Genomic DNA, 13601 nt, shown 5'->3' on the forward strand with positions numbered 1-13601 from the left:
GTGATGCCTTCGCAATAACCTGATTGCCGGTGAGAGCGCTATGAAAGCAGGCCTGTTCAATCCCGATAGCTTCAAGGACAACTGCGGCTTCGGCCTGATCGCCCATATGCAGGGCGAGCCCAGCCACGACCTGCTGGAAACGGCCATCGAAGCCCTGACCTGCATGACCCACCGGGGCGGTATCAACGCGGACGGCAAGACCGGCGACGGTTGCGGTCTGCTCATGCAGAAGCCGGACGCCTTCCTGCGCGCCATCGCCCAGGAGCAATTCGGCGCCGAGTTGCCCGAGCAGTACGCCGCGGGCGTGGTGTTCTTCAACCAGGACGAGGCCCGCGCCGAACAGGCCCGCGCCAACATGAACCTGGAGATCGAGGCCGCCGGCCTGACCCTGGTCGGCTGGCGCAAGGTGCCCATCGACACCTCGGTGCTGGGCGAACTGGCCCTGGCCCGCCTGCCGCGCATCGAGCAGGTATTCGTCGCCGGTCCCGGTCTCGACGACCAGCAGTTCGGGGTCAAGCTGTTCTCCGCGCGCCGCCGTTCCTCGGTGCGCAATGCCGAGGACGCCGAGCACTACATCTGCAGCCTGTCGTCGCGGGTCATCGTCTACAAGGGCCTGATGATGCCGGCGGATCTCGCCGCCTTCTATCCGGACCTCGGCGATCCGCGCTTGGCGACCGCCATCTGCGTGTTCCACCAGCGCTTCTCCACCAACACCCTGCCGAAGTGGCCGCTGGCGCAGCCCTTCCGCTACCTCGCCCACAACGGCGAGATCAACACCATCACCGGCAACCGCAACTGGGCCCAGGCGCGGCGCACCAAGTTCGTCAACGAACTGATTCCGGATCTCGACCAGCTTGGTCCGCTGGTCAACCGCGTCGGCTCCGATTCCTCCAGCATGGACAACATGCTGGAGCTGCTGGTGACCGGCGGCATGGACCTGTTCCGCGCCGTGCGCATGATCATTCCGCCGGCCTGGCAGAACGTCGAGACCATGGACGCCGATCTGCGTGCCTTCTATGAATTCAACTCCATGCACATGGAGCCTTGGGACGGTCCGGCCGGCGTGGTGCTGACCGAAGGTCGCTACGCCGTCTGCCTGCTCGACCGCAACGGCCTGCGTCCGGCGCGCTGGGTGACTACCAAGAACGGCTACATCACCCTGGCTTCTGAAGTCGGCGTCTGGAACTACCAGCCCGACGACGTCATCGCCAAGGGCCGGGTTGGCCCGGGCCAGATCCTTGCCGTGGACACCGAGACCGGCGAGGTGCTGCAGACCGACGACATCGACAATCGCCTCAAGGCGCGCCATCCCTACAAGCAGTGGCTGCGCAAGAACGCCATGCGCATCCAGGCGACCCTGGACGACAACGATCACGGTTCGGCCTTCTACGACCAGGATCAGCTGCGCCAGTACATGAAGATGTTCCAGGTCACCTTCGAGGAGCGTGACCAGGTCTTGCGCCCGCTGGGCGAGCAGGGCCAGGAAGCCGTGGGCTCGATGGGCGACGATACCCCGATGGCGGTGCTGTCGCGGCGCATCCGTTCGCCCTACGACTATTTCCGCCAGCAATTCGCCCAGGTCACCAACCCGCCGATCGACCCGCTGCGCGAGTCCATCGTCATGTCCCTGGAGACCTGCCTGGGCGCCGAGCGCAACGTCTTCGAGGAAACCGCCGAGCACGCCGATCGCGCCATCCTGAGCAGTCCGGTGGTTTCGCCTGCCAAGTGGCGGACCATCCTCAACATGCCCAAGCCCGGCTTCGAGCATGTCAAGATCGACCTCAACTACCCCGAGTCCATGGGCCTCGAGGCGGCGCTGCGCAACATCGTCGAGCAGGCCGAGGAGGCCGTGCGCGCCGGCAAGGTATTGCTGGTGCTGACCGACCGCCACATCGAGCCGGGCAAGCTGCCGGTGCACGCGGTGCTGGCCACCGGCGCGGTGCACCACCACCTGGTCAACCTGGGCCTGCGCACCAGCAGCAACATCCTGGTAGAGACCGCCACCGCCCGCGATCCGCACCACTTTGCCGTGCTGCTGGGCTTTGGTGCGACCGCGGTCTATCCGTTCCTGGCCTACGAGGTGCTGGGCGATCTGATCCGCACCGGCGAGGTGCTGGGCGATCTCTACGAGGTGTTCAAGTACTACCGCAAGGGCATCACCAAGGGCCTGCTCAAGGTGATCTCCAAGATGGGCATCTCCACCGTCGCCTCCTATCGCGGCGCCCAGCTGTTCGAGGCCGTGGGGCTGGCGGACGAGGTCACCGACCTCTGCTTCCCCGGCGTCACCAGCCGCATCAAGGGTGCGCGCTTCGTCGACCTGGAAGCCGAGCAGAAGCTGCTGGCCGGCGAAGCCTGGAACAACCGCAAGCCGATCCAGCCGGGTGGCCTGCTCAAGTTCGTCTATGGCGGCGAGTACCACGCCTACAACCCGGACGTGGTCAATCTGCTGCAGGCCGCCGTGCAACAGGGCGACTACGCCAAGTTCCGCGAATACACCGCGCTGGTGGACCAGCGTCCGGTGGCCATGATCCGCGACCTGCTCAAGGTCAAGACCAGCGACCAGCCCCTGGCGCTGGAAGAGGTCGAGCCGCTGGCCAACATCTTCACTCGCTTCGACGCCGCCGGCATCTCCCTGGGCGCCCTGTCGCCGGAGGCCCACGAGGCCCTGGCCGAGGCCATGAACCGCCTGGGCGGGCGCTCCAACTCCGGCGAGGGTGGCGAGGATCCGGCGCGCTACGGCACCATCAAGAGCTCCAAGATCAAGCAGGTGGCCACCGGCCGCTTCGGCGTCACCCCCGAGTACCTGGTCAACGCCGAGGTCTTGCAGATCAAGGTGGCCCAGGGCGCCAAGCCGGGCGAGGGCGGCCAGCTGCCGGGCGGCAAGGTCAACGGCCTGATCGCCAAGCTGCGCTATGCGGTGCCCGGCGTGACCCTGATCTCGCCGCCGCCGCACCACGACATCTATTCCATCGAAGACCTGTCGCAGCTGATCTTCGACCTCAAGCAGGTCAACCCCAAGGCGCTGGTGTCGGTCAAGCTGGTCTCCGAGCCCGGGGTGGGTACGGTGGCCGCCGGTGTGGCCAAGGCCTATGCCGACCTTATCACCATCTCCGGCTACGACGGCGGTACCGGCGCTTCGCCGGTAACCTCCATCAAGTACGCCGGCTCGCCCTGGGAGCTGGGCCTCGCCGAGGCGCACCAGACGTTGCGCGGCAACGATCTGCGCGGCAAGGTGCGGGTGCAGACCGACGGCGGCCTGAAGACCGGTCTGGACGTGATCAAGGCGGCCATCCTCGGCGCCGAGAGCTTCGGCTTCGGCACCGCGCCGATGATCGCCCTGGGCTGCAAGTACCTGCGTATCTGCCACCTGAACAATTGCGCTACTGGCGTCGCCACCCAGAACGACCGGCTGCGCAAGGAACACTTCATCGGCACGGTGGAGATGGTGATGAATTTCTTCACCTTCATCGCCGAGGAAACCCGCGAGTGGCTGGCCAGGCTGGGCGTGCGCAGCCTGGGCGAGCTGATCGGCCGTACCGACCTGCTGGAAATCCTGCCGGGCGAGACCGCCAAGCAGCAGCACCTGGATCTCACCCCGCTGCTGGGGAGCGATCACATTCCGGCCGAGAAGCCGCAATACTGCCAGGTGGAAAAGAACCCGCCGTTCGACCAGGGTCTGCTGGCTGAGGAAATGGTGCGTCTGTCGCTGCCAGGGATCGAAAAGCTCGAAGGCGGTGAGTTCAGCCTGAGCATCGGCAACTGCGACCGCTCCATCGGCGCCCGGGTCTCCGGCGAGATTGCCCGACGCCACGGCAACCAGGGCATGGTCAAGGCGCCGCTGACCTTCCGCTTCAAGGGCACCGCCGGCCAGAGCTTCGGCGTCTGGAACGCCGGCGGCCTGCATCTGTATCTGGAAGGCGACGCCAACGACTACGTGGGCAAGGGCATGACCGGCGGCAAGCTGGTCATCACCCCGCCCCAGGGCGCGGGCTTCAAGAGCCAGGAATCGGCCATCATCGGCAACACCTGCCTCTATGGCGCCACCGGTGGCAAGCTGTTCGCCGCCGGCACCGCCGGTGAGCGCTTCGGGGTGCGCAACTCCGGGGCCCACACCGTGGTGGAAGGCACCGGCGACCACTGCTGCGAATACATGACCGGCGGCTTCGTCTGCGTCCTGGGCAAGACCGGCTACAACTTCGGCTCGGGCATGACCGGCGGCTTCGCTTATGTGCTGGACCTGGATAACGGCTTCTATGACCGGGTTAACCACGAGCTGGTGGAAATCCAGCGCATCAACAGCGAAGCCATGGAAGCCTATCGCAGCCACCTGGAAGGGGTGCTGGCCGAATACGTGCGCGAGACCGGCAGTGCCTGGGGCAGCCATCTCCATGAAAACCTGGACGACTACCTGCGCAAGTTCTGGCTGGTGAAGCCCAAGGCCGCAAGCCTTGCGTCGCTGCTGGTCAGCACCCGCGCCCGTCCGGAATAACGACTTCGATGCCGGCTCCCCAGGGCGCCGGTTTCACCGTGATAGCTCGTGGCGCCCGGCAGAAAAGGGCGTCGCTTCAAGAGGTTTGGAAATGGCTGAACGTCTGAACAACGACTTCCAGTTCATCGAGGTCGGTCGCAAGGATCCGAAGAAAAAGCTGCTGCGCCAGCGCAAGAAGGAATTCGTCGAGATCCACGATCCCTTCAAGCCGCAGCAGGCTGCCGAGCAGGCGCACCGCTGCCTGGGTTGCGGCAACCCCTATTGCGAATGGAAGTGCCCGGTGCACAACTTCATTCCCAACTGGCTCAAGCTGGTATCCGAAGGCAACATCCTGGCGGCGGCGGAGCTGTCGCACCAGACCAACACCCTGCCCGAGGTCTGTGGCCGGGTTTGCCCGCAGGATCGCCTCTGCGAGGGTGCCTGTACCCTCAACGACGGTTTCGGCGCGGTGACCATCGGTTCGGTGGAGAAGTACATCACTGACACCGCCTTCGCCATGGGCTGGCGCCCGGACATGTCCAAGGTCAAGCCGACCGGCAAGCGTGTCGCCGTCATCGGTGCCGGTCCGGCCGGCCTGGGTTGTGCCGACATCCTGGTGCGCAATGGCGTGACCCCGGTGGTGTTCGACAAGCACCCCGAGATCGGCGGTCTGCTGACCTTTGGTATCCCCGAGTTCAAGCTGGAAAAGACCGTGCTCAGCCGCCGTCGCGAGGTCTTCGGCGGGATGGGCGTGGAATTCCGCCTCAACACCGAGGTGGGCAAGGACGTGACCATGGACCAACTGCTCGAGGAATTCGATGCGGTCTTCCTGGGCATGGGCACCTACACCTACATGAAGGGCGGCTTCCCCGGCGAAGACCTGCCCGGCGTGCACGATGCCCTGGATTTCCTGGTGGCCAACGTCAATCGCAACCTGGGCTTCGAAAAGGATGCGGCCGACTTCGTCGACATGAAGGGTAAGCGCGTGGTGGTCCTGGGGGGTGGTGACACCGCCATGGACTGCAACCGCACCTCCATTCGCCAGGGCGCCAAGAGCGTGACCTGCGCCTACCGCCGCGACGCCGCCAACATGCCGGGCTCGCGCAAGGAAGTGAAGAACGCCAAGGAAGAGGGCGTGAAGTTCCTCTTCAACCGCCAGCCCATCGCCATCATCGGCGAAGACCGGGTGGAAGGCGTCAAGGTGGTGGAGACCCGTCTGGGCGAGCCCGATGCCCGCGGTCGTCGCAGTCCCGAGCCGATCCCCGGTTCCGAAGAGATCCTGCCGGCCGATGCGGTGGTCATTGCCTTCGGTTTCCGGCCGAGCCCGGCGCCCTGGTTCGAGCAATTCGGCATCGACCTCGACAGCCAGGGCCGCGTGGTCGCGCCGGGGCTGCACGAGTTCAAGCACCAGACCAGCAACCCGAAGATCTTTGCCGGTGGCGACATGGTGCGCGGCTCCGACCTGGTGGTGACCGCCATCTTCGAAGGTCGCAACGCCGCCGAGGGCATCCTCGACTACCTGGGCGTCTAATACCCGACGGCTGGACAAGAGCCGACCGGCGCCAAGCCGGTCGGCTTTTTTCTTGGGCGTCATCCAGGGGCAGGGCTGCGTTCTGGTGCAGTGATGGCAGGTAAGTGCGCTGCGGAGCCTGTGCCAGAGCGCTTTCTGTGTCTGGCACAGGGTCTGCAAAGATCCCGGTTCTCTCCTGCGAGGTACTGCCATGAACAAGCCCGAAATGACCGCCGCCATTCTCGCCGCCAAGCAGCGCCTGGGCCTGAGCTGGGCGGCGATCGCCGCCAGCCTGGAAATGTCGCCGGTCTGGACCACCTCTGCCTGCCTGGGCATGAACAGCATGGCGCCGGCGGTGGCGGAACGCCTGTGCCAGGTGCTGGAATTGCCGAGCGAGGTGTCCCTGGCGCTGCAAGCCTGTCCGCACAAGCAGTGGGACAAGGCCGTGCCCACCGATCCGCTGATCTATCGTTTCTACGAGATGATCAATGTCTACGGCGATACCATCAAAACCCTGATCCATGAAGAGTTCGGCGACGGCATCATGAGTGCCATCGACTTCAGCATGGACATCTCGCGGGTGGCCGATCCCAAGGGCGACCGGGTGCAGATCGTGCTCAACGGCAAGTTCCTGCCCTACAAGAGCTGGTAAGCCGATCGGTGCGATAGACAAAAGGCACGCCCCGGTGCCGTGCCTTTTGCCAGCCGCTTTGCGACAATGCCGGCACTTTTGCTGCCGGATGTCGCCATGACTGCCCTGAAGAACGACCGTTTCCTGCGTGCCCTGCTCAAGCAGCCGGTGGATGTCACCCCGGTGTGGATGATGCGCCAGGCCGGACGCTATCTGCCCGAGTACCGCGCCAGCCGGGCGCGTGCCGGGGACTTCATGAGTCTGTGCAAGAACCCGCAATTCGCCTGCGAGGTGACCCTGCAGCCGCTGGAGCGCTATCCGCTGGATGCCGCCATCCTCTTTTCCGACATCCTCACCATCCCCGACGCCATGGGGCAGGGCCTCTACTTCGAGACCGGCGAGGGTCCGCGCTTTCGCAAGGTGATCGACACCCCGGCCGACATCGAGGCGCTGCCGATCCCCGATGCCGAATCCGACCTGGGCTACGTCATGGACGCCGTGCGCACCATCCGCACGGCGCTGGACGGGCGGGTACCCCTGATCGGCTTTTCCGGCAGCCCCTGGACCCTGGCCACCTACATGATCGAAGGCGGCTCCAGCAAGGATTTCCGCAAGGCCAAGGCCATGCTCTACGACACCCCCGAGGCCCTGCACCTGCTGCTGGACAAGCTGGCCCAGGCGGTCACCGCCTACCTCAACGGCCAGATCCGCGCCGGCGCCCAGGCGGTACAGATCTTCGATACCTGGGGAGGCAACCTGTCCGCCGCGGCCTACCAGGAATTTTCCCTGGCCTACATGCGCAAGATCGTCGCCGGGCTGATCCGCGAGCATGAAGGACGCCGGGTGCCGGTGATCCTCTTCACCAAGAATGGCGGTCTCTGGCTGGAAAGCCTGGCCGACAGCGGCGCCGAGGCCCTGGGCCTGGACTGGACCTGCGACATCGGTGAAGCCCGTCGGCGGGTCGGCAGCAAGGTCGCCCTGCAGGGCAACATGGACCCCAGCGTGCTCTACGCCAAGCCGGCGGCCATCCGCGCCGAGGTGGGGCGCATCCTGGAAAGCTATGGCCAGGGCAGCGGCCACGTCTTCAACCTCGGCCACGGCATCACCCCCGAGGTGGATCCGGCCCATGCCGGTGCCTTCATCGAAGCCGTGCACGAGTTGTCGGGGCGCTACCACCAGGGCTGATTGTGCCGGGATCGGCACGACCGATCCCAAGTCGAGCGAGCGGGTCGTGGCCGGTTGCGGCATAGTCGGGGTTTTCCCGATGGAGCGCCGCCATGGCCCAGATGACCCCGGAAGACCTGCAGCACCTGGCCGAAGAGGTGCTCGCGGCCCAAGGTTTCAGTCAGCCGCAGGGCGCGGCCATCGCCGCCATGATGGTCGCCGGCCAGCGTGACGACTGCGCCTCCCACGGCATCTATCGGCTGCTGGGCATCGTCAAGACGCTCAAGGCCGGCAAGGTGGTGCCCGATGCCGAGCCGACGGTAGAGGACGTGGCTCCGGCCATCGTCCGGGTCGATGCGGGTGGCGGCTTCTCCCCGCTGGCCTTCGAGGCGGGGCTGCCCCTGCTCGACGCCAAGGCGCGCAGCTGTGGCCTGGCAGCCCTGGCGATCAACAACTGCGTGCACTTCTCGGCGCTCTGGGTGGAGATGGAAGCCCTTACCGCCAGGGGCCTGGTGGCCCTGGCCTGCAATCCGACCCAGGCCTATGTCGCCCCGGCCGGTGGTCGTCGCCCGCTGTTCGGTACCAATCCCCTGGCCTTCGGCTGGCCGCGGCCCGAGGGTCCGCCCTTCGTCTTCGATTTCGCCACCAGCGCCGTGGCCCGCGGCGAAATCGAATTGCATCGTCGCGCAGGCAAGGCCCTGCCCGAGGGCTGGGGGGTGGATGCCGAGGGCGCGCCCAGCAACGATGCCCGCACCGTGCTGGAGGAGGGTGCCATGCTCACCTTTGGCGGTCACAAGGGCTCGGCGCTGTCGGCCATGATCGAATTGCTCGCCGGCCCGCTGATCGGCGATCTCACCAGTCCGGAGTCTTCCGCGGTCGACGCTGGTGCCGGCGGGCTGCCCTATCACGGCGAACTCATCCTGGCCTTCGATCCCCAGCGCTTTCTCGGCATCGCGGTAGCCGACTACCAGCAGCGCGCCGAGCAGCTGTTCGCCAGCATCGAAGCCCAGGGCGCCCGCCTGCCGTCGCAGCGTCGTTACCAGGCACGAGAACGCAATACCACCCGTGGCTGGTTGGAGGTGCCCGACGAACTCCTGGCCGACGTCCGGGCGCTGCTGCCCGGCTGAGCCAGGACGCGATCCGCATCACTTCGAAGAGGCTGCGCCAACGCAGTCTCTGAACCCCGCCCCGGACGCAGGGTCCACGACTGGCCCCCTTAGTGCCAGCCTGGGTCTTCATGTACGCCGACGACACCGATCGCCCCCATCATCGCGGCCTGTTGCTGCTGAGCATCACCCTGATGGTGCTGGTGTACTTTCTCGACAATCTTTCCATCGCCCTGGCCAACCGCTATGTCTATGGCGGCCTGGGTATCGACCAGCGCAGCTACACCCTGGCCACCGCCTGCTACAGCGCCGCGGTCATCGTCACCAGCGCCCCGCACCAGTGGTTCGCCCAGCGCCTAGGCTATCGCAACCTGATCTTCGCCGCCGTCGGCATCCACCTGGTCGGCCAGGTGTGCTGCCTGGTGGCCACCGATCTGCCGACCTTCATCGTCGGGCGGGCGCTGATGGGGGCCGGTGCCGCCACCTTCTTTGCCGGGGCGCGGGTGCTGGTGCAGATGTATTTTTCCGGTCCGCAGTTGCCGACCGGGATTCGCGCCTTCGCCTCGGGCGTGCCCCTGGGTGGTGCGCTGGCCTCCTTCACCACCGCGGAGCTGCTGGAAGGTCACCAGTGGCGCGCCATCTTCATGGTGCCGGCGCTGGCCTGCGCGCTGGTGGCCGTCTGCGTCTGGCTGTCGCTGCCGCGGCGCTCCCATCCGCTGCAGAATTCCGGGGCGCCGTCGCTGCTGTCCATGGTGCTGCTGACGGTGGGCAGTCTGCTGCTGACCACCACCACCCAGCGCCTGGCCTTCGACTTCTTCAGCGATGGCCTGTGGCTGGCCGTGGAACTGCTGGTGGGAGCGGTCATCCTCGGACTCTATGTCTACTACGAGCGCGGCCTGGCGCGGCCGACCCTGGACTTCAAGCACGCCATCACCCCGGGCTTTCTCGCCGGCATGCTGTTCATGATGCTCAACTACTTCCTGCTCGGCGCCTACAACTTCATCATCCCCCAATACGTGGTCAACGGTCTGCAACTGCCGGTCTATACCGCCGGGGGCGTCATGGCGCTGGGCTGGCTGTGCGGCCTGGCGCCGCTGCTGATGATCACCTCGGTGCGGTTGCGCGAGCGCTTTCCCTGGGGCGGCTTTCGCAAGTACCTGGTGGCGGGTTACCTGCTGCTGGCCGGCTACGGCTTCTGGATGGTGCGCCAGCATGCCGACGTGCCCCTCTACCAGCAGCTGGTGCCTGGGCTGATGATGCATGGCACCTACCTGATCGGCACCTTCGCGGTGATCATCATGTACACCTTCATGCGCGTCGAGCCGGCCTATTTCAGCCAGGCCTACCAGATCAAGAACATGACCCAGCAACTGGTCATGCCCATGGGCATCGTGCTGTCCAACGTCTTCCTGCAGTGGCGCGACGCCTTCCATGCCTCGGTGCTCAGCGCCGCGGTCACTCCCTATGCCCAGACCTACCAGGCCTATGGCGAGCGTTATCGCCTGGCCACCGGTGCCGACAGCGCCCTGGCGCAGATCTCCAGTCTGGTCACCCGCCAGAGCCAGGTGCTGGGCTATCTCGACTATTTCTGGCTGGTCGGCTGGATCGGTCTGGCACTGGCCCTCTACATGGCCGTGCAACGGCATTTTCGCTAGGGCGCGACGTTTGCCGGCCCTTAAGCCGACGTTCAGCTAGCGACCACCATAATGCGGGCTTTTGCAGGCGGCGGCAGGTGCCGGACGCCTGCGCCGGTCGGCCGCGCCCCAGTCGGTCCGGAGCTTGCATTGCTGGGCTGTCGGGCTTTGTGGAACAATGCGGGCAACGACATTTTTCAAGGGTGGCAGCCGTGATCGACGCTGATGGTTTTCGCCCCAACGTCGGCATCATTCTCGCCAACGATGCCGGCCAGGTACTGTGGGCCCGCCGCATCAATCAGGATGCCTGGCAATTCCCCCAGGGTGGGATAGACGACCGGGAAACGCCCGAAGAGGCGCTGTACCGGGAGCTGAACGAAGAAGTGGGGCTGAGCCCCGATGACGTCCGTATCCTGGCCTGTACCCGGGGCTGGTTGCGCTACCGTCTGCCGCAGCGCATGGTGCGCACCCACAGCCGTCCGCTGTGCATCGGCCAGAAGCAGAAGTGGTTTCTGCTGCGGCTGACCGCGGAAGAGCAGCGGGTGCGGATGGATGTGACCGGCAAGCCGGAATTCGATGGCTGGCGCTGGGTAAGCTACTGGTATCCGCTGGGCCAGGTGGTGACCTTCAAGCGAGAGGTCTATCGGCGGGCGCTCAAGGAGTTGGCACCCCGCTTGCTGGCCTGATTACCGGTTCGGCCGGTGCGAAAGAGGTGAGGAGAAGCTGTGGTCATGCAGGATGAACGACACGTGATGCACGCCGGCGGCTCCGCCGGACGTCGGCTGCGGAGGCGCTAGATGCTTGCAGTTCTGCGCAAGATCGTCCAAGAGGTCAATGCCGCCAAGGATCTGGGGTCGGCACTGTCCATCATCGTGCAGCGTGTCCGCGCGGCCATGCAGTCGCAGGTCTGCTCCGTCTATCTGCTGGATCCCGACACCAACCGTTTCGTGCTCATGGCCACCGAAGGCCTCAACAAGAGGTCCATCGGCCGGGTCAGCATGGCCCCCAACGAGGGCCTGGTCGGCCTGGTCGGCACCCGCGAAGAGCCGCTCAATCTCGAAGACGCCGCCAGCCACCCGCGCTTTCGCTATTTTGCCGAGACCGGTGAGGAGCGCTATGCGTCTTTCCTCGGTGCACCCATCATCCACCACCGCCGGGTCATGGGCGTGCTGGTGGTGCAGCAGAAGGAACGCCGTCAGTTCGACGAAGGCGAGGAAGCCTTCCTGGTCACCATGAGCGCCCAGCTCGCCGGGGTGATCGCCCATGCCGAGGCCACCGGGACCATCCGTGGTCTGGACCGGCAGGGCCGCGGCATCCAGGAGGCCCGTTTCGTCGGCATCCCCGGTTCGCCCGGGGTCGGCGTCGGCAAGGCAGTGGTGGTCCTGCCGCCCGCCGATCTGGAAGTGGTCCCGGACAAGACCGTGACCGACATCGACGCCGAGCTGCAACTGTTCCGCTCGGCGCTCGAGGGCGTACGGGCGGACATGAAGGCGCTGTCCAAGCGGCTGTCCACCCAGTTGCGCAAGGAAGAGCAGGCACTGTTCGACGTCTATCTGATGATGCTCGACGACGCCGCCCTCGGTAACGAGGTGACCACCATCATCAAGAGCGGCCAGTGGGCCCAGGGCGCCCTGCGCCAGGTGGTGATGGAGCACGTCCAGCGCTTCGAACTGATGGACGACGCCTATCTGCGCGAGCGCGCCGCCGACGTGCGTGACCCCGGGCGCCGCTTGCTGGCCTATCTGCAGCAGGCCCACCAGGCCTGCCTGATCTACCCGGAAAACACCATTCTGGTCAGCGAGGAGCTCTCGCCGGCCATGCTCGGCGAGGTGCCCGAGGGGCGCCTGGTCGGCCTGATCTCGGTACTCGGCTCGGGCAACTCCCACGTCGCCATCCTGGCGCGCGCCATGGGCGTGCCGACCGTGATGGGCGCGGTGGACCTGCCGTATTCCAAGGTGGACGGCATCGACCTCATCGTCGACGGCTACCACGGCGAGATCTTCACCAATCCGTCGCCGACGCTGATCAAGCAGTATGGCGACGTGGTGGAAGAGGAGCGCCAGCTGACCCAGGGCCTAGACGCCCTGCGCAGCCTGCCCTGCGAGACCCTCGACGGTCACCGCATGCCGCTGTGGGTCAACACCGGCCTGATGGCCGATGTGGCCCGCGCCCAGCAGCGCGGCGCCGAAGGGGTCGGGCTGTATCGCACCGAAGTGCCCTTCATGGTCAACGAGCGCTTTCCCAGCGAGAAGGAACAGCTCTCCATCTATCGCGAGCAGCTGGCCGCCTTCCATCCGGCGCCGGTGACCATGCGCACCCTGGACGTCGGCGGCGACAAGGCGCTGTCCTATTTCCCGATCAAGGAAGACAACCCCTTCCTGGGCTGGCGCGGCATCCGCGTCACCCTGGATCATCCGGAAATCTTCCTGGTGCAGACCCGCGCCATGCTCAAGGCCAGCGAAGGCCTGAACAACCTGCGCATCATGCTGCCGATGATTTCCGGCGTGCACGAGGTGGAGGAGTCCCAGCATCTCCTGCACCGCGCCTGGTGCGAGGTGCGGGACGAAGGCGTCGACATCCCCATGCCGCCGGTGGGGGTCATGGTCGAGGTGCCCTCGGCGGTCTACCAGGCCCGCGACCTGGCGCGCCAGGTGGACTTCATCTCGGTGGGCTCCAACGACCTGACCCAGTACCTGCTGGCGGTGGATCGCAACAATCCGCGGGTGGCCGATCTCTACGACTACTTCCACCCGGCGGTGCTGCAGGCGCTGCAACAGGTGGTCGATGGCGCCCACGCCGAAGGGGTGCCGGTGAGCATCTGCGGCGAGATGGCCGGGGATCCGGCGGCGGCGGTGCTGCTCATGGGCATGGGCTTCGACACCCTGTCGATGAACGCCACCAACCTGCCCAAGGTGAAGTGGCTGCTGCGCCAGGTCACCCTGGAAAAGGCCCGCGAGCTGGTGCAGCAGATGCGCCAGATCGACAACCCCCAGGTCATCCACAGCGCCCTGCATCTGGCCTTGCGCAATCTCGGACTGGGCCGGGTGATCAACCCGGCGGCCAGCGTCCAGAGCTGAGCGTGCCCGGC

The 13601-nt window shown here is 66.0% G+C and carries 8 protein-coding genes; all 8 read left to right on the forward strand.

Annotated elements, in window-relative coordinates; all coding sequences use genetic code 11:
* Positions 1-40 precede the first annotated feature (40 nt).
* Positions 41-4489: a glutamate synthase large subunit gene (gene gltB / locus POR01S_RS14420; RefSeq protein WP_027602910.1), complete on the forward strand. Its 4449-nt coding sequence runs from the start codon at positions 41-43 to the stop codon at positions 4487-4489.
* 91 nt (positions 4490-4580) lie between these two features.
* Complete coding sequence (locus POR01S_RS14425; RefSeq protein WP_027598906.1) at positions 4581-5999, forward strand: FAD-dependent oxidoreductase; 1419 nt, start codon at positions 4581-4583, stop codon at positions 5997-5999.
* Positions 6000-6189: 190 nt separating this feature from the next.
* Positions 6190-6630, forward strand: coding sequence for a cyanase (gene cynS / locus POR01S_RS14430; protein ID WP_027598905.1), 441 nt, complete (start codon positions 6190-6192; stop codon positions 6628-6630).
* A 96-nt stretch (positions 6631-6726) separates the two neighbouring features.
* Positions 6727-7794 carry a uroporphyrinogen decarboxylase gene (gene hemE, locus POR01S_RS14435; protein WP_042136641.1) on the forward strand — a complete coding sequence of 356 codons (1068 nt, stop codon included), beginning with the start codon at positions 6727-6729 and terminating at the stop codon, positions 7792-7794.
* Between the two features lie 92 nt (positions 7795-7886).
* Positions 7887-8900, forward strand: coding sequence for an Ldh family oxidoreductase (locus tag POR01S_RS14440; protein WP_042136643.1), 1014 nt, complete (start codon positions 7887-7889; stop codon positions 8898-8900).
* A 92-nt stretch (positions 8901-8992) separates the two neighbouring features.
* Positions 8993-10534 (forward strand): MFS transporter, encoded by a 1542-nt coding sequence (locus tag POR01S_RS14445; protein ID WP_169742427.1) that lies wholly within the window; start codon positions 8993-8995, stop codon positions 10532-10534.
* Between the two features lie 191 nt (positions 10535-10725).
* Positions 10726-11199 carry an RNA pyrophosphohydrolase gene (locus POR01S_RS14450; protein WP_007161635.1) on the forward strand — a complete coding sequence of 158 codons (474 nt, stop codon included), beginning with the start codon at positions 10726-10728 and terminating at the stop codon, positions 11197-11199.
* A 111-nt stretch (positions 11200-11310) separates the two neighbouring features.
* Positions 11311-13590, forward strand: coding sequence for a phosphoenolpyruvate--protein phosphotransferase (gene ptsP, locus POR01S_RS14455; RefSeq protein WP_042136648.1), 2280 nt, complete (start codon positions 11311-11313; stop codon positions 13588-13590).
* Positions 13591-13601 lie beyond the last annotated feature (11 nt).

The sequence above is a fragment of the Pseudomonas oryzihabitans NBRC 102199 genome, assembly GCF_000730625.1.
GTDB classification, from domain to species: domain Bacteria; phylum Pseudomonadota; class Gammaproteobacteria; order Pseudomonadales; family Pseudomonadaceae; genus Chryseomonas; species Chryseomonas oryzihabitans.

Coding starts and splice junctions, on each gene's coding strand:
- cynS (WP_027598905.1), top strand. CDS start 6,190: ATGAACAAGCCCGAAATGACCGCCGCCATTCTCGCCGCCAAGCAGCGC.
- hemE (WP_042136641.1), top strand. CDS start 6,727: ATGACTGCCCTGAAGAACGACCGTTTCCTGCGTGCCCTGCTCAAGCAG.
- POR01S_RS14440 (WP_042136643.1), top strand. CDS start 7,887: ATGGCCCAGATGACCCCGGAAGACCTGCAGCACCTGGCCGAAGAGGTG.
- ptsP (WP_042136648.1), top strand. CDS start 11,311: ATGCTTGCAGTTCTGCGCAAGATCGTCCAAGAGGTCAATGCCGCCAAG.
- gltB (WP_027602910.1), top strand. CDS start 41: ATGAAAGCAGGCCTGTTCAATCCCGATAGCTTCAAGGACAACTGCGGC.
- POR01S_RS14425 (WP_027598906.1), top strand. CDS start 4,581: ATGGCTGAACGTCTGAACAACGACTTCCAGTTCATCGAGGTCGGTCGC.